At 70.9% G+C, this 15367-nt stretch carries 12 protein-coding genes; 6 read left to right on the top strand and 6 right to left on the bottom strand.

Going from position 1 to position 15367, the window contains the following annotated elements:
• Positions 1 to 98: 98 nt before the first annotated feature.
• Positions 99 to 3182: a BTAD domain-containing putative transcriptional regulator gene (locus tag AB0H43_RS09030; RefSeq protein ID WP_359998528.1), complete on the top strand. Its 3084-nt coding sequence runs from the start codon at positions 99 to 101 to the stop codon at positions 3180 to 3182.
• 167 nt (positions 3183 to 3349) lie between these two features.
• Here AB0H43_RS09030 and AB0H43_RS09025 read toward each other — a convergent pair whose 3' ends face one another.
• The 6 genes from AB0H43_RS09025 to AB0H43_RS09000 all read right to left on the bottom strand — a co-directional run bounded on the left by AB0H43_RS09025 (position 3350) and on the right by AB0H43_RS09000 (position 9503).
• Positions 3350 to 4297: a class I SAM-dependent methyltransferase gene (locus tag AB0H43_RS09025; protein ID WP_359998526.1), complete on the bottom strand. Its 948-nt coding sequence runs from the start codon at positions 4295 to 4297 to the stop codon at positions 3350 to 3352.
• Between the two features lie 9 nt (positions 4298 to 4306).
• Positions 4307 to 5155 (bottom strand): pyridoxal-phosphate dependent enzyme, encoded by an 849-nt coding sequence (locus AB0H43_RS09020; protein WP_359998524.1) that lies wholly within the window; start codon positions 5153 to 5155, stop codon positions 4307 to 4309.
• An 86-nt stretch (positions 5156 to 5241) separates the two neighbouring features.
• Positions 5242 to 6681, bottom strand: coding sequence for a GuaB1 family IMP dehydrogenase-related protein (locus AB0H43_RS09015; RefSeq protein ID WP_359998522.1), 1440 nt, complete (start codon positions 6679 to 6681; stop codon positions 5242 to 5244).
• Positions 6682 to 6690: 9 nt separating this feature from the next.
• Positions 6691 to 7329, bottom strand: a complete 639-nt coding sequence (locus AB0H43_RS09010) for a hypothetical protein (protein WP_359998520.1) — start codon at positions 7327 to 7329, stop codon at positions 6691 to 6693.
• On the bottom strand, positions 7326 to 7694 hold the full coding sequence (locus AB0H43_RS09005) for a hypothetical protein (RefSeq protein ID WP_359998519.1): 369 nt from the start codon (positions 7692 to 7694) through the stop codon (positions 7326 to 7328). Before AB0H43_RS09005 ends, AB0H43_RS09010 begins: the two co-directional genes overlap by 4 nt.
• Before the next feature lie 60 nt (positions 7695 to 7754).
• Positions 7755 to 9503 (bottom strand): acetyl/propionyl/methylcrotonyl-CoA carboxylase subunit alpha, encoded by a 1749-nt coding sequence (locus AB0H43_RS09000; RefSeq protein ID WP_359998517.1) that lies wholly within the window; start codon positions 9501 to 9503, stop codon positions 7755 to 7757.
• A gap of 97 nt (positions 9504 to 9600) precedes the next feature.
• Here AB0H43_RS09000 and AB0H43_RS08995 point away from each other — a divergent pair, with 97 nt between their 5' ends.
• The 5 genes from AB0H43_RS08995 (at position 9601) to AB0H43_RS08975 (ending at position 15324) form a co-directional block, all read left to right on the top strand.
• Positions 9601 to 10227 (top strand): PadR family transcriptional regulator, encoded by a 627-nt coding sequence (locus AB0H43_RS08995; RefSeq protein ID WP_359998515.1) that lies wholly within the window; start codon positions 9601 to 9603, stop codon positions 10225 to 10227.
• Between the two features lie 160 nt (positions 10228 to 10387).
• Complete coding sequence (locus AB0H43_RS08990) at positions 10388 to 11338, top strand: ATP-binding cassette domain-containing protein (protein ID WP_359998647.1); 951 nt, start codon at positions 10388 to 10390, stop codon at positions 11336 to 11338.
• A gap of 2 nt (positions 11339 to 11340) precedes the next feature.
• A complete protein-coding gene (locus tag AB0H43_RS08985; protein ID WP_359998513.1) occupies positions 11341 to 12096 on the top strand; it encodes an ABC transporter permease in 756 nt (251 codons plus the stop codon).
• 152 nt (positions 12097 to 12248) lie between these two features.
• Positions 12249 to 14057 (top strand): S8 family serine peptidase, encoded by a 1809-nt coding sequence (locus AB0H43_RS08980; protein ID WP_359998511.1) that lies wholly within the window; start codon positions 12249 to 12251, stop codon positions 14055 to 14057.
• Between the two features lie 73 nt (positions 14058 to 14130).
• Complete coding sequence (locus tag AB0H43_RS08975) at positions 14131 to 15324, top strand: MFS transporter (protein ID WP_359998510.1); 1194 nt, start codon at positions 14131 to 14133, stop codon at positions 15322 to 15324.
• Positions 15325 to 15367 lie beyond the last annotated feature (43 nt).

The following is a 15367-nucleotide window of genomic DNA, read 5'->3' as shown; positions in this document are numbered from 1 at the left end:
CCAGGACAAGGTATGAATCGCGGCCATACGTCGGCTATACGGCGTCTTGCACGGGATCGCTACCGTATGGGGAGCGCGATCGTCAGGGGAGGCACGGCGTGCGATTCGGACTGCTGGGACCGCTGTCGCTGCGTACGCCGGAGGGGCGCGCGATTCGGCCGGCCCGTCGCAAGGAACGACAGCTACTGGCGATCCTGCTGATGCGGGCGAACCGGTTCGTCGGCGTCGACGACCTGCTCGGCCTGCTGTGGGACGCCGAGTGCGTACCGGTGTCGGCGCAGGCGAATCTCCAGACCTATGTGGCCCATTGCCGGCGTGCGATGGGGGACGACGGCGCCCGCATCGAGACCGGCGAGCGGTCCTATCGGCTGCGCGCAGACCCCGGCGACATCGATCACCTCGTCTTCGAGGATCTGGTGAGCCGAGGATTTCAGGCTTCAGCGGCGGGCGATCCCGCCCAGGCGGCTCGGCTGCTCGACGAGGCGCTCGGCCTTTGGCGGGGGGACACGGTGGCCGAGGGCCTCGTGCTGCCCGTCGATCTGCAGCCGGAGCTGAATCGGTTGACCGAGCTGCGGCTCTCCGCCCAGGCGGAGTCCTTGGCCGCCCGGCTCGACCTCGGCCAGGCCCGGGAGGTGGCGGCCGAGTTGGTGCCGTTGATCGGCCGAGAACCCTTGCGGGAACGGCTCTGGGAGGTGCTGATGCTGGCTCGCTACCGCGACGGACGTCAGGCTGACGCACTGGCCGCGTACGAGGAGGCGCGGGCCCGGCTGGACCAGGAGTTGGGCGTACTGCCGGGGGCCGGGCTGCGGGACCTGCATCAGCGCATCCTCCGGGCCGACCCGGCCCTCGCGGACTCGTCAGGTCCGATGAGGAACGCCAGTACTCCCGTGCCCCGTCAACTGCCCCGGGAGGCGACCGCCTTCACCGGCCGCCGGACCGAGGCCGACCAGGTGCTCGCCGCCTTGAGCCGACCGGGTTCGCCGGTCGTCGTGATCGACGGATTGGGCGGCGTGGGCAAGACCTCGCTCGCGGTGCACGCCGCGCATCGGATCGCCGACCGGTTCCCCCACGGGCAGCTCTACCTCGACCTGCACGGATACTCGGACGCCACGCCGATGCCGCCGATCGAGGCGCTGACCCGGCTGCTGCGGTCGCTCGGGGCCACCGGCGACCAGGTCCCGGACGACGCGGCCGAGGCGACCGGGCAGCTGCGTACGCGGTTGAGCGGCCAACGCGTCCTGTTGGTGCTGGACAACGCCGGATCAGCGGATCAGGTCGTCCCGCTGTTGCCGGTCAGCCCCGGCAGCGCCGCCGTGGTGACCAGCCGGGACCGGCTCGGGTCGGTGCTCGCCCGGCACGGGGGCGTACGCCTCCCGCTCGCCGAACTGAGTCCGGCGGCGGCGCAGACGCTGCTGACCGAGATCGCCGGAGCGGATCGCGTGGCCGCCGACCCCGCCGGTGCGGCCGAACTCGCCCGCTTGTGCGGGCACCTGCCGTTGGCATTGCGGGTGGCAGCGGCGAACCTGGCGCTGCATCCGACCTGGAGCGTCGAGCACTACCTCGGCCTGCTGCGCGAGGGCAGCCTGGCCGCGCTGGCAGTCGACGGTGACGCCGCCGTGCGGGCGACGCTCCACCTTTCCTACACCCGCCTCGACCCCGCCGCCGGGCGGCTGTTCCGGCTGCTGGGCGTGGTCATCGGGCCGGACGTCAGCGCCGACGCGGCGGCGGTGCTCGCCGAGTCCGGCACCCCGGGCGTACGCACCTTGCTCGATCGGCTGTGCGCCGCCAATCTGCTGCAGGAATCCTCGCCACACCGGTACTCGATGCACGACCTGGTCCGGGAGTACGCCCGCGAACTGGCGACCGAGGACCCCGAATCGGCGTACGCCCGGGACCGTCTGGCCGGGTGGTACGTGACCGTCTCGGCGGCGGCGGTGCGGACGGCGTACCCGATCACACAACGCCTGCCCGACGCGGGCGAGTGGGCGGACCGCTCACCGCTCGCCTTCGCGGACCTGCCGGCGGCCCAGACCTGGCTGGACGCGGAGCTGCCGAACCTCGTGGCGCTGGTCCACGACGCGGCCGAGCGTGGCCCGCGGCCGCTCGCCTGGCGCCTCGGCGACCTGCTGCGCTGCCATTTCCTGCCGCGCGCGCCGATGATCGAGTGGCGCGCCGTCGCCGTCGCCTCGCTCGCCGCCGCCGAGCAGGAGGCCGACCGCTGGGGTGAGGCGTCGGCCTGCCTCAGCCTGGCCGGGGTCGCCCGCCGCCAAGCCCGGTACGCCGAAGCCGTCGAGATTCTTCACCGCACGATCTCGGTCGCCGACGAGATCGGGTGGCTGCACTGCCAAGCGGCGGCCTACAACAACCTGGGCGTGGTGCATCTGGAGCTGACCCGGCCGCAAGAGGCCTCGGCGGCCCTCCGGACGGCGGCGGAGCTGTTCCGGCAACTCGGGGACGAGCCGGGGGAGGCGCTGGCCCTCGGCAACCTCGGCGGGCCCTACCAGGACCTCGGTCTCCTGCGCGAGTCCATCGAGTTGGCCCGGCGCGAACTGAGCTCGACCCCGAAAACCCCACATGTGGGCAACTCCCGCTCCAACATGGCGAGCAGCCACCGGATGCTGGGCGAGTACGAGGTCGCACTCGCCCAGGCCCAAGATGCGCTCGACCAGGCGTACGCGGGGGGCAACAACTGGTCCGTCCCGACGGTCCTGGAGGTGCTGGCCAGCATCCATCGGGACCGGGGCGACCTCGTGACCGCGCAGGAGCAGGCCCAGCAGGCGGTCACCCTCGCGACCGATCGCGGCTACGGGCGTACCGCGGCGGAGTCGCGCGTGACGCTGGGCACGATTCTGGCGATGCGCGGGGACTACGCCGCCGCGGCCGAAGAGCACGAGCGCGCGCTGACCCTCCTCAGCGGAGCGCACTCGGCCCGCGTACGCCTGCTCGCCCTGGTCGGGCTGGCGGAGGCATACCGAGGTCTCGGGCGGTACGCCGAGGCGCGGTCGCGGGCCGAAGAGGCGCTCGCCGACGCTCAACGGCACCAGTTACGCCTCGTGGAGGCGGATGCGGCCAGGGTCCTCGCGCGAATTCACGCCGATCTGGGGGAACCGGCGGCGGGCGAGTATCGGCGGTTGCAGGAGAAGATCTGCGCCGAGACCGGCTACCGCCTGCTGACCCGCTGAGCTGATCGTCGCCCGCCGTCCCACTGCGCTGGATGGGGCCGCGCTGGATCAGGGATCTAGGTCGAATCTTGGCGCAAGATTCGACCGGGAACCCTGATCCAGCGCCCGAAAGCGCCAGCGCCCGAAAGCGCCAGCGCCCGAAAGCGCGCACCAAAAAGCCAAGGGGGTTAGACGAAGTCCCAGAACGGGCCGGTCTTCGGGAAGCTCCGCGAACAGCCGGAGCAGCCCGCGGAATCGTCGCTGAAGATCAGGGCCGATCGGCATTCCGGGCAGGCCATGCGGTCGGTGAACGCCGCGGTCTCGTCGGTGAACGGGGACAGTGGCGCGGCCGTGCGAGTGGCGAGGACGAACTGGGACGGCCCGAGCCAGCCCTTGCCGAGGCCCTGGGTCGCCGCCTCCATGCCTTGGACGAGCGGGCGGGCGTATCGGGCGACCTGCTCGGGCACCCGGCTCTCCCAGCGGCGGAAGTTGTTGGCGCTGGCGCCCAGCCGGGTCTGGAACCCGAGCCCGGTCAGCCGTTCCCGGACGGCGTCGAGCTGGAAGTTGAAGTACTTCTCGTCGGTCGCGCCGGTGATCAGCGGCTCGGCCGACCAGATCTGCCGCAGGCGGCCGGTCGCGGCGCCCCGGACGAGGCCGAGCAGATGGTGTTTGATCGGCACGTCGACCAGCCAGGCGGCGCGGACGATCCGGCTCATCTCGCCGAGCGCGTGGTCGACGTCGGGCAGGTGGTGCAGGACGCGTACCACCATGGCGCTGTCGAAGGCCAGATCAGCGAAGGGGATGGCGTTGAGGTCGCAGCGGACCAGTCCGAGCCGGCCGGACGCGACCGCTTCGGGGTGCCGCCGGGCGGCGTTGGTCAGGTTCGTCGCGGAGTAGTCGAGGATCACCGCGCGCTCGGCCTGCGGGAGGTAGTAGCCCGCGTTGCGGCCGTACGCGCCGCCGAGGTCGACGAACCACCGGTACGCCCCGAGCCGGGGCACGAGTCGCCGCAGCGCGCGGTCCTCGGCCCACAGTTCGTATCCCCGGCCTTCCCAGTACTGCTGGTAGTCGTAGCCGTTGGCGTCGTAGTCGATGGTGGGGAAGCCGGTGGCGGAGGACGAGTCGGCCTGGGTCATGGCGCCATCCTATGCGGACAATGCGGACAATGGTGGTGAAACTGGAGCAGGAATCGTCGCCGGGGCGGTGTCGGCACTGCTCAGCACCACCGCGACCCGTTCGCCGGCGGCCGGGCGACCGGTGTCCAGGAGGTACGCGTACGCGCAAGCGGCCACGTCGTCCACGGCGATCCGGCGCTCGTGCCACAGATCGTGGCGGGCGACCGCGCAGAGTTCGGCCGGACTGACCGCCTCGACGACGCGTACATGGCCGGCCAGCGCGGCGCTGATCCCGGCGGCCAGCGCGGTGGCCCGTTCCGGAACGATGACGGTGTCGAGCTGCCCGAGCGTCTGCGTCCACAGTTCGAGGCCGATCGTGCCCGCCCCGGCCACCATCTGTGCCCAGCACTCCGGACCGAGGCCCGGGCAATGAAGAGCTCCGGTCGCCAGGGCGTGCCGCTCCGCCTCGAGCTGGGCGTCGGCGAGCGTACCGTCCACTGTGAACGTTGTCGACGCGTTCGCCGCCGGGCCGGGAGTGCCGTCAGACGAGGCTGGAGCGAACACCGTCACGGGCAGGTCGAGCCGCCGCGCGACGTGGACGACGGCCGCCGCCACCGCTGGGGTGTACGCCGCCACCAGCCCGGCGTCCGGATCGAACGCCCGCCGCTCCAGGCCGGCGATGACCTGATTGAAGACGCCCCGGACGGGATAGCCGCCGGCGTGCTGCAGCTGCTCCAGCTTCAGCATCACGGTGGCCGGGAAGATCCCCGGCTCCACCAGCGTCAGCGGCGTGTGCCGGACGACGTGGCGGGTACGCGCGGCCGCCGCCTCGACGTCGTTACGGGTGACCATGCCGGTTGCGATCACGGTGGCTACCATGCCCTTGCCTTCATGCCCTGCAGGACGCCGCCCACTCGACGGGAAGTTGTCGATGTCGTGCGGAGGCGGCACTGGCTACAACGCGACTACCAACTCGTCGGCAACGGCATTCCCTCGGCGTACCCGGCGGCCGACTGCACGCCGACGATCGCCCGCGCGTGCAGTTCGCCGAGCGTCCGGGCGCCGGCGTAGGTGCAGGCACTGCGTACGCCCGCGACGATCTCGTCCAGCAGGTCCTCGACACCCGGCCGCTGGGGATCGAGATACATCTTCGCGGTGGAGATGCCTTCCTCGAAGACCGCCTTGCGGGCCCGGTCGAACGCGGAGTCCTCGGCCGTCCGCGCGCTGACCGCCCGGGCCGACGCCATCCCGAAGCTCTCCTTGTACCGCCGTCCCTCGACGTCGGTGTAAAGATCGCCGGGCGACTCGTAGGTCCCGGCGAACCAGGAGCCGATCATCACGTTGGCCGCCCCGGCCGCCAGCGCGAGGGCCACGTCACGCGGATGGCGTACGCCGCCGTCGGCCCAGACCGTCTTGCCCAGGTCGCGGGCGGCGGCCGCGCAGTCGAGGACGGCCGAGAACTGCGGTCGCCCCACTCCAGTCATCATTCGGGTGGTGCACATCGCGCCCGGTCCCACCCCGACCTTGAGGATGTCCGCGCCGGCTTCGACCAGGTCGCGTACCCCTTCGGCGGTCACGACATTGCCCGCCACGACCGGAACGGCCGGATCGAGCGCGCGAACCGCGCGCAATGCGTTGATCATGCGTTCCTGATGCCCGTGTGCGGTGTCCACGACCAGGGTGTCCACGCCCGCGTCGAGCAACGCGCGGGCTTTGCCCGCGACGTCGCCGTTGATGCCGATCGCCGCCGCGATCCGCAGCCGCCCCTTCTCGTCCAGCGCGGGCCGGTACAGCGTCGCGCGCAACGCGCCCTGCCGGGTCACGATCCCGACCAGGCGTCCGTCGTGGTCGACTACCGGGGCCACCTTCCGGCGCGCGGCCGACAACGTGTCGAAGGCGGTACGCGGATCGGCGCGGACGTCGACGGTCAAGGGGTCGACGGACATGACATGGCGCAGTTGGGCGAACCGGTCGACGCCCACGGTGTCGGTCTCCGTGACGATACCGACCGGACGTCGATCGCCGTCGACCACGACGACCGCGCCGTGGGCGCGCTTCGGAAGCAGGTGGATGGCGTCGCCGACGGTGTCGGTCGGGCCGAGCGTGATCGCCGTGTCGTGCACGAGATGACGGTCTTTGACCCAGCCGATCACCTCGGTCACGACGTCGATCGGGATGTCCTGCGGGATGACGACCAGCCCGCCTCGTCGCGACACCGTCTCGGCCATCCGCCGCCCGGCCACCGCGGTCATGTTCGCCACCACGATCGGGATCGTGCAGCCGGTGCCGTCGCTGGTGGACAGGTCGACCTCCAGCCGCGAGCCCACATCGGACCGGCTCGGGGCCATGAAGACGTCGTTGTAGGTCAGGTCGTTGGCGGGCGTCGCACCGCTGAGGAACCGCATGCCCTCATGCTAGGGAGAGGCGCTCACCGCGTCCGGGTTTCCGACCTCGCGGGCGATCTTCTCCAGCGTGGCCTTGGCCGACGCGCAGACCTCGTCGAACCGCCGGTACGCCTGGAAGACGAGCGCCGCCCCGTTGACCGCGGCCGTCCGGGCCTGCTCGAAGAGCTGCTCGAACTGCACCCAGTCGCCGTATTGCCCGGCGGCCGAGGCGACCGCGGGGATCAGCTTGCCGGCGTCGACGAGGTGCTGGTTGCCCCGCCGGATGACCCCGTCGACCTCGGCGACCTGGCTGTCCAGCTTCTCCAACGCGGCGGTCGTCGCCACCGAGGCGGCCCGGATCCGGGCCAACCGGGCGCGCGCGGAGGTCAGGTCGACGCCCGCGCTGCCGCTCGCCGGACCGGCCCAGTGCCCGGTCAGCTCCCGTTGGGTGGCGGTGACGATCTGGTCCGCCTCGTCCATGGTTTCCGGGCTCTCCAGCAGGGCGGCGTACGCCTCGTCGAGTTCGGTCACCGAAACTCGGCTGGTGAGCGCGGCGGCCGCCGTGACCAGACGATGGAGGTGATCGATGGAATCGGGTTCGACCGGCAGCCGGTGCAGGTCCGAGCCCACGCCGTAGAGGCGTTTCATCGTCTCGCGCGGAATGATCACAGCTTCCACCTCGACGGGTCGGTGTTCGGAACCGGCGCCTCTGCGCGATCGTCCGCGATGTCGCGGGTCAGCCGTTTGGTCTCCCGATCGGTCTGCTCATAGTCCTGGGCCGAGCGCACGAGGGCGTCGCCGATCTCCTGCAACTCGACCGCCGACCGGCGCAGTTCCTCGGTGACTGCGGTGAGGCAGGCGGACATGCCGGCCGCCACATCGGAACCCTCGGCTCCCGCGGCGTTCGGATCGGCCGGGATGTCCAGCCGGCTCAAGGTGTCCCAGACCGGCAGGAGGACGGCCCGGGACTGGTCGCTCAGCTCGCGGCCGACCAGCCGCAGCCGCCCCGTATCGACAGTGATGGGTTCCGTCACACCGGCAGGCTAACCGGTGCCGAACCCCTGCCGACACCCCCTGTGGATAACCCCGGGCGGTCAGGAGATGGTGCAGATGACGGCGCCGGCCTGGACCACTTCGCCGACGGCCGCCGTCAGGCCGGAGATCGTGCCCGCCTTGTGCGCGGTCAACGGCTGCTCCATCTTCATGGCTTCGAGCACGACGACGGGATCACCCTCGGCGACCTCGTCGCCGTCGGCCACGACGATCTTCACGATGGTGCCCTGCATCGGCGCCGTCAGCGAGTCGCCACCGGCGGCCGCCGAATGCCCCTTCTTCGCGCCACCGCGCTTGGGTGCCTTGGCCCCACCCGCGGCGGGGGCGACCGAGCCCAGTCCGGCCGGCAGGCGTACCTCCAGGCGCTTGCCGTCCACCTCGACCACCACGGTCGTGCGCTCCTCCGCGGAGGCCTGGACGCCCGCCGCGGCGGTGAACGGTTCGACGGTGTTGGACCACTCCGTCTCGATCCATCGCGTGTGGACGGAGAACGGCTCGCCGGTGAAGGCCGGGTCGCGGACGATGAGCCGGTGGAACGGCAGCACGGTGGCCATGCCGTCGACCACCATCTCGTCGAGTACGCGACGCGACCGCTCCAGCGCCTCGGCCCGGCTGGCGCCGGTCACGATCACCTTGGCGAGCAGCGAGTCGAAGTTGCCGCCGATGACGCTGCCGGACTCGATCCCTGTGTCCACCCGTACGCCCGGCCCGGCGGGCAGGTGCAACGCGGTGACCGTGCCGGGGGCGGGGAGGAAGCCGCGACCCGGGTCCTCGCCGTTGATCCGGAACTCGATGCTGTGTCCCCGCGGCTGGGGGTCCTCGGTGAACCGCAGCGGCTCGCCGTCGGCGATCCGGAACTGCTCCCGGACCAGGTCGAGACCGGTGGTCTCCTCGCTGACCGGGTGCTCCACCTGCAGCCGGGTGTTGACCTCGAGGAACGAGATGGTGCCGTCCTGGCCGACGAGATACTCGACGGTGCCCGCGCCGTGGTAGTCCGCCTCGCGGCAGATCGCCTTGGCCGACTCGTGGATCGCCCGGCGCTGGTCGTCGGTGAGGAACGGGGCCGGCGCCTCCTCGACCAGCTTCTGGTGGCGGCGCTGGAGCGAGCAGTCCCGGGTGCCGACGACGATGACGTTGCCGTGCTGGTCGGCGAGCACCTGGGCCTCGACGTGGCGCGGCCGGTCGAGGTAGCGCTCGACGAAGCACTCGCCCCGGCCGAAGGCCGCGACCGCCTCGCGGGTGGCCGACTCGAACAGATGCGGAATCTCCTCCAGCGTTCGGGCCACCTTCAGGCCGCGACCGCCACCGCCGAAGGCCGCCTTGATCGCGACGGGCAGGCCGTACTGCTCGGCGAAGGTGATGATCTCGGCCGCGTCCTTGACGGGTTCGGGCGTACCGGGGACGAGGGGCGCGCCGGCGCGCTGAGCGATGTGCCGGGCGGTCACCTTGTCGCCGAGGTCGCGGATCGACTGCGGGGTCGGCCCGATCCAGGTCAGCCCGGCGTCGAGGACGGCCTGGGCGAAGTCGGCGTTCTCGGACAGGAACCCGTAGCCGGGATGGACGGCGTCGGCGCCCGCCTTCGCGGCGACCTCGATCAGCTTGTCGATCCGCAGATACGTGTCGGCCGCCGTCTCACCGCCCAGCGCGTACGCCTCGTCGGCGAGCTTGGCGTGCAGCGCGTCCCGGTCGGAGTCCGCGTAGACCGCCACGCTGCGCAGGCCCGCGTCCCGGCAGGCGCGGATGACGCGTACGGCGATCTCGCCCCGGTTGGCGATCAGCACTGTCCTCATGGGCCGCAGTCTAAACGGCCGTTCACTTCCGCGGTCTGTGCAATCGCTCACCGAAGCTACCGGCTGGTTGGACAACTTTGAGTATTACGCTTGCATCATGTCGACGACGCGGCTCATGATTCTCGGACTCGTCAACTGGATGGAACCGGTCCACGGCTACGACGTACGCCGTGAGCTGCTCAGTTGGAACGCGGACAAGTGGGCGAAGATCCAGCCGGGATCGATCTACCACGCCCTGAAGAAGATGACCGAGGAAGGCCTGCTCGAAGAGGTCAGCACCGAACAGGTCGGGGCGCGGCCGGAACGCACGACCTACAAGATCACCGTACGCGGCAAGGACGCCTTCGAGAACATGCTCCGGGAGCAGTGGTGGGAGATCCAGACCGGCAACGACCCGTTCACCGCCGCGTTCGCCTTCCTGCCCGCGTTGCCGCGCAAAGAGGCCGTCGCCGCGTTACGCCACCGCGGCCGCATGCTCTCGGTCACCACGCAGGGGCTGCGCGACATGATCGCGACCGGGCGGACGGACATCGCCAAACCGGTGCACGTCCAGTGGATGTTCGAGCTGTGGATCGCCCGCGCCGAAGGCGAGGTCGCCTGGTGCGAACGGGTCGCCGACCTCATCGAATCCGGCGTCTCCTACATGCCCGGCACCAGCCCCGAGGTCGACGAGGAGGCGGGGTGGAAGGCGTACCGGGACAAGATCGCGGAAGCCGAGGGGTGAGCGGCCCTCGCTTGATCATTGCGTCAGCCATGCTGCTTCGGGCAGCGAAATGTCCGTTGAAACCGCATGCCTGACGCAATGATCACGAGGCGAGTGTCGCGTTGTAGGCATTATTCAAACTTGACCGCTCGCGTCATAACGCGATACTGTTCGCGCCATGATGATCGAGACCCATGGGCTGAAGAAGTCCTTCCGGTCGCGCCAGGGTCGGGAGACGAAGACGGTCGAAGCCGTCCGGGGAGTCGACCTCGCGGTCGCGCCGGGCGAGATCTTCGGCTTCCTCGGTCCCAACGGCGCGGGCAAGACCACCACCCTGCGCATGCTCGCCACCCTGATCACGCCGGACGGCGGCTCGGCGGTCGTCGCCGGCGCCGACCTGCGGCGGGATCCCGGCGAGGTGCGCCGCCGCATCGGCTACGTGGCCCAGGGCGGCAGCACGTGGGACGAGTCGACCGGGCGCGAGGAGCTGATCCTGCACGCCCGGATGTACGGCGTCGGCAAGGCCGAGGCGAAACGCCGGGCCGCCGCCGTCCTCGACGCCTTCCAACTCTCCGAATACGCCGACCGCAAGTGCAAGACGTACTCGGGCGGCCAGCGCCGACGCGTCGACATCGCGCTCGGCATCATCCACCAGCCGAAGATCGTCTTCCTCGATGAGCCGACCACCGGCCTCGACCCCCAGAGCCGGGCGCACATGTGGGACGAGGTGCGCCGCCTCCGCGACGAGGGCATGACGGTCTTCCTGACGACGCACTACCTCGAGGAGGCCGACGCCCTCTGTGACCGCATCGCAATCATGGACAACGGCCAGGTCGTCGCGGAGGGCACGCCCGACGCGCTCAAGCAGGAGATCTCCGGCGACGTGGTGAACATCGGGTTGACCGACGTGACCCGGGGCGCGGAGCTGCTGGGCAGCGCCGAGTTCGTCCGCAAGCTCGAGACCACCGAGGACGCCCTGCGCCTCTATGTCGACGAGGCCGGCAGCGCCATCCCGCTGATCCTGCGGTCGCTCGACGGCGGCGGAGTTCCGATCGGGACGATCGAGCTGCACCGTCCGAGCCTCGACGACGTGTTCCTCACCAAGACCGGCCGTACTCTTCGGGAGAGCTGACGATGAAGATCCTCCGCGACACGTGGCTGGTCTTCAGCCGCCAGATCCAGCTCCTCCTGCGCAACCCGGTCTGGGTGATCGTCGGCGTCGTGCAGCCGCTGCTCTACCTGCTGCTGTTCGCGCCACTGCTCAAGCCCGCTCTGGGCGTACGCACCAACGCCGAGGCGTACCAGGTGTTCGTGCCTGGCCTGCTGGTCATGCTGGCCATCTTCGGGGCCCTCTTCTCCGGGTTCGGCCTCATCGCCGAGATGCGCGCCGGAGTCATCGAGCGCAGCCGCGTCACTCCGGTCAGCCGGCTGGCGCTGATGCTGGGCCGGTCGCTGCGAGACGTCGTCACGCTGCTCGTCCAGGGCGTCATGATCACCGTGATCGCGCTGCCCTTCGGGCTCTCCGTCGAGCTGCAGAACGTGCTGGTGGCGTACCTGATGCTGGGGCTCATCGCGATGTTGTGCTCGGCCGTCTCGGCGGCGGTCGCCCTCAAGGTACGCAGTGAGGACGCCCTCGCCCCCCTGCTCCAGACGGTCAGCCAGCCGATCCTGCTGACCGCCGGCATCCTGCTGCCGCTGGCGTTCGCGCCGCAGTGGCTGAAGAACGTCGCCAAGTGGAATCCGTTCTCGTGGGCGGTCGACGGCGTACGCGATCTGTTCAACGGTCATCCCGGCACCGATCACGTCTGGCAGGGTCTGACCATCGTCGTTCTCCTCACCGTGCTCGCCGTCGTCTGGGCGGCCCGGGAGTTCGCCAAGTCGGTCCGCTGATCCAGCGCCCGGCGGTGACCCCGCCGACCTCGGGGTTACCGCCGGGTTGGGTCGCGTACGGCACCGCATTTTGCGCCGCGGGGTAATGTGCCCTGCGGCGCTTCTGCGTCCACCGACACGGGCTCGACAGGGCCGCTCTGGGGAGGGTCAAGATGCGGTGGCATGCCAAAACTGTGCTGGTCACGGCGATCGTGGCGGCCTTGGTGCTGCCTGCCGCGCCGGCCGGGGCGGCGGACGCGACGCGGTCCGCGCAGTGGTGGCTGAGCACCTTGAAGGTGGCCACCGCGCACAAGATCACCCAGGGTCGCGGGGTCACCGTCGCCATCATCGACACCGGTGTCTTCGTCCATGAGGACTTGAAGGACCGCGTGCTGACGGGCATGGACTACACGTCCGCCGCGGGGGGCAACGGTCAGGTCGACACCGACGGCCACGGCACCTTCATCGCCGGGCTCATCTCCGGCCGGGGCCACGGCACCGGGCTGGGTCTGCTGGGCGTCTCACCGAGCGCGCGCATCCTGCCGCTGCGGGTCGCCGTCGACCGGTCGCACTGGCCGACCGACGACACGGTGGCCAAAGCCATCGCGTACGCCCGGAAGAAGGGCGCGAAGATCATCCACCTCCCGGCGTACCAGGGTGATCAGGCGACGATGGACGCGGTGGCGAAGGCGGTCGCGGCCGGGGTGATGGTGGTCGCCGCGACCGGGAACACCACGTACGACAAGCAGATCATCCCGCCCGCGTCCTGGCCGGGCGTCGTGGCGGTCACCGGGGTCGACAAATCCGGCAAGTTCGACCCGCTCTACGTCGCGGGCGCCAAAGTGGACTTCGCCGCTCCGGGCTCCGGGATGATCAGTGTGGACAAGGTCGCGGGCAAGTACGTCACCCCGGTGTCCACCGGGACCGCCAGCGCGATCACCGCCGCCGTGGCGGCGCTCGTCTGGGCGAAGTACCCCAAGATGAAGCTCGCCGAGGTGTTGCAGGCGATGCAGAAGGGCGCGACCGACAAGGGCGCGAAGGGCAAGGACAACCAGTACGGCTATGGCGTCGTGAACGCCGCGAACTCGCTGACGGCCGCCCAGGTGATCGCGTCGCCCTCGCCGTCGGCCAGCCCGTCGCCGAGTCTCAGCCCCAGTCCGTCCGAGGAGGCCGTCCCGACCGAGACGGCAGCCGCGGAACCGGTCGCCGACACCAAGGACACCGGCGGCTCGATGATGCCGGCCTTGGGCATCGGCGGCGGCCTCGTCTTCCTGCTCCTCCTCGCGGCCGGCGTGGTCCTGCTGCTCAAGCGCGGTCAGGGCGGCGGCCCACCCGCACTCGCGGGAGCGGGCGCACCGGCTCCGCCTCCCTCGCCGTGGGCACCGCAGCAGGTCCAGCTACCCGCGCCGGTGGCCGTCCAGCCGCCCACGCAGAGCTACCAGTCACCGGTCCAGTCGGGCTATCAGCAACCGGTCCCGGCGACCTTCCCGTCGGCTCAGCCGACTTATCAACAGGCCGGCCAACTGAGCTATCAGCCGGCTGAACCGGGCTATCACCAGCCGACCCAGCCGGTCTCGTCGCAGTACCCGCCGACGCAGAGTCCGCAAGCCGCCACCCCGCCGGTCTCGTCGCAATACTCGCCGACGCAGAGTCCGCAAGCCGCGACCCAGCCGGTCCCGCCGCAATACTCGCCGACGCCGAGTGCGCAAGCCGCGACCCAGCCGGTCCCACAGCAGCGAGCCGCCGACCAGACGCAGCAGCTTCCCGTGCAGCGCCCGCAGCAACCCGCTCCGCAGCAGGTTCCGGCCGACCCGCCGATGACGAACCGGTCGCCGGTGGACGCGGAGGCGCTGAATCAGCCGACGGTCACGATGCCGCGCCCGCGCTTCGCGTTCCCGGGCGACACGGCCGACGGCAGCCAGCCGAGCATCTACGACACCGCGTACTTCCCGGCGGTGGAGAAGCGGGACGAGCCGCACTGAGGTGGTCAAGGTCATAAGCGGCCTGGCCGTTCGACCCACTGAGGTTTGGATTTCCGCTGCGTAGCGTGGATTCGTGCCCCACCTGCTCCGCGATCGTGTCACCTGGCTCACCTACGCCCAACTCGGGGCATGGGGCTATTTCCTCTACGGATTCGGGCCGATCGTGCCGCTGCTGCGGGACGAGAACCACGTCTCCAGTGCGGTCGCCGGGTTGCACAGCACCGCGATGGCCGCCGGGTCCATGATCGGTGGCGCCGTCGCGCCATTCCTGTTGCGCCGGTTCGGCCGTGGGAACGCCATCTGGGCCTCGCTCGGCGGAGTCGTCGCCTGCGTCGTGGCCTTCGCCGCGCTGCACGGGCTCGCGTACACCCTGCCGTTGGCGGGCGTCATCACGATCTTCGGCATCGTGCTGGTCACGGGCGTGGTCGCCGCGCTCAACGAGCGGCACGGCGCCGCCGCCCCGGCCGCGATCACCGAGGCCAACGCGGCCGCCACCGGCGCGGGGCTCGTCGCCCCGTTCGTCATCGGGCTCACCGTCAGTGCGGGTGCGGGGTGGCGGCCCGGCCTGCTGTCCCTGGTCGCGGTGATCGGGGCGCTCGCGCTGGCCGCCTTCGCTTTCCGCGTACGCCTCCCGGCCGGTGAAGTCGTCGCCGGACCGGGCCGGGGACGGCGGCGGCCGCTCGGGCGGGCGTACCAGTTGGCCTGGATCATGATGGCGGTGACCGGATCGGTCGAGGCCGGCCTCTCGCTGTGGGCCGCCGACCTGCTGCGCGACCGGGACGGCATGAGCGCAGGCGCGGCCGCCCAGGCGATCTCGGCCATCGTCGCCGGGATGTTCCTCGGCCGGTTCATCGGCGCGCGGCTGTCTCTGCGGATCGCGCCGCTCCGGCTCTACTTCACCGCCCTGATCACCAGCGCGGCCGGCTTCGCCGTGTTCTGGACGACGACGACCCCGGCCGTCGCCGTGGCCGGGTTGCTGCTGCTCGGGCTGGGCAACGCCATGCACTATCCGATCGCCATCGCGTTGGCCCTCAAGATCGTCCCCGACCAGCCCGACCGGGCGGCGGCGGTCGCCTCCTACTCGATGGGGATCAGCTTCGGGGCCGGCCCGCTCGTGCTCGGCGCCGCGGCCGACCTCGTCGGCGTACGCCTCGCCTTCCTGATCGTGCCGCTCCTGCTGATCGCTGCCGGGGCCTTGGCGTGGCGGCTGGGCCACGTCATGCTGCGGCCCGCCGCCCCGGCCGTGCTCGAACCCCAACCGGCGTAGTTCGCCTCGGGCGCTGGATCAGGGTTCCGGGTCGAATCTTGGC

The organism is Hamadaea sp. NPDC050747, from assembly GCF_040654195.1.
GTDB lineage: Bacteria > Actinomycetota > Actinomycetes > Mycobacteriales > Micromonosporaceae > Hamadaea.
Note: the sequence above shows the minus strand (reverse complement) of the source record. Positions and strands in the feature narration are given on the sequence as shown.

Coding starts and splice junctions, on each gene's coding strand:
- AB0H43_RS09025 (WP_359998526.1), bottom strand. CDS start 4,297: ATGACCCAGGCCGACTCGTCCTCCGCCACCGGCTTCCCCACCATCGAC.
- AB0H43_RS08985 (WP_359998513.1), top strand. CDS start 11,341: ATGAAGATCCTCCGCGACACGTGGCTGGTCTTCAGCCGCCAGATCCAG.
- AB0H43_RS08995 (WP_359998515.1), top strand. CDS start 9,601: ATGTCGACGACGCGGCTCATGATTCTCGGACTCGTCAACTGGATGGAA.
- AB0H43_RS09000 (WP_359998517.1), bottom strand. CDS start 9,503: ATGAGGACAGTGCTGATCGCCAACCGGGGCGAGATCGCCGTACGCGTC.
- AB0H43_RS08980 (WP_359998511.1), top strand. CDS start 12,249: ATGCGGTGGCATGCCAAAACTGTGCTGGTCACGGCGATCGTGGCGGCC.
- AB0H43_RS08990 (WP_359998647.1), top strand. CDS start 10,388: ATGATCGAGACCCATGGGCTGAAGAAGTCCTTCCGGTCGCGCCAGGGT.
- AB0H43_RS09015 (WP_359998522.1), bottom strand. CDS start 6,681: ATGCGGTTCCTCAGCGGTGCGACGCCCGCCAACGACCTGACCTACAAC.
- AB0H43_RS09020 (WP_359998524.1), bottom strand. CDS start 5,155: ATGGTAGCCACCGTGATCGCAACCGGCATGGTCACCCGTAACGACGTC.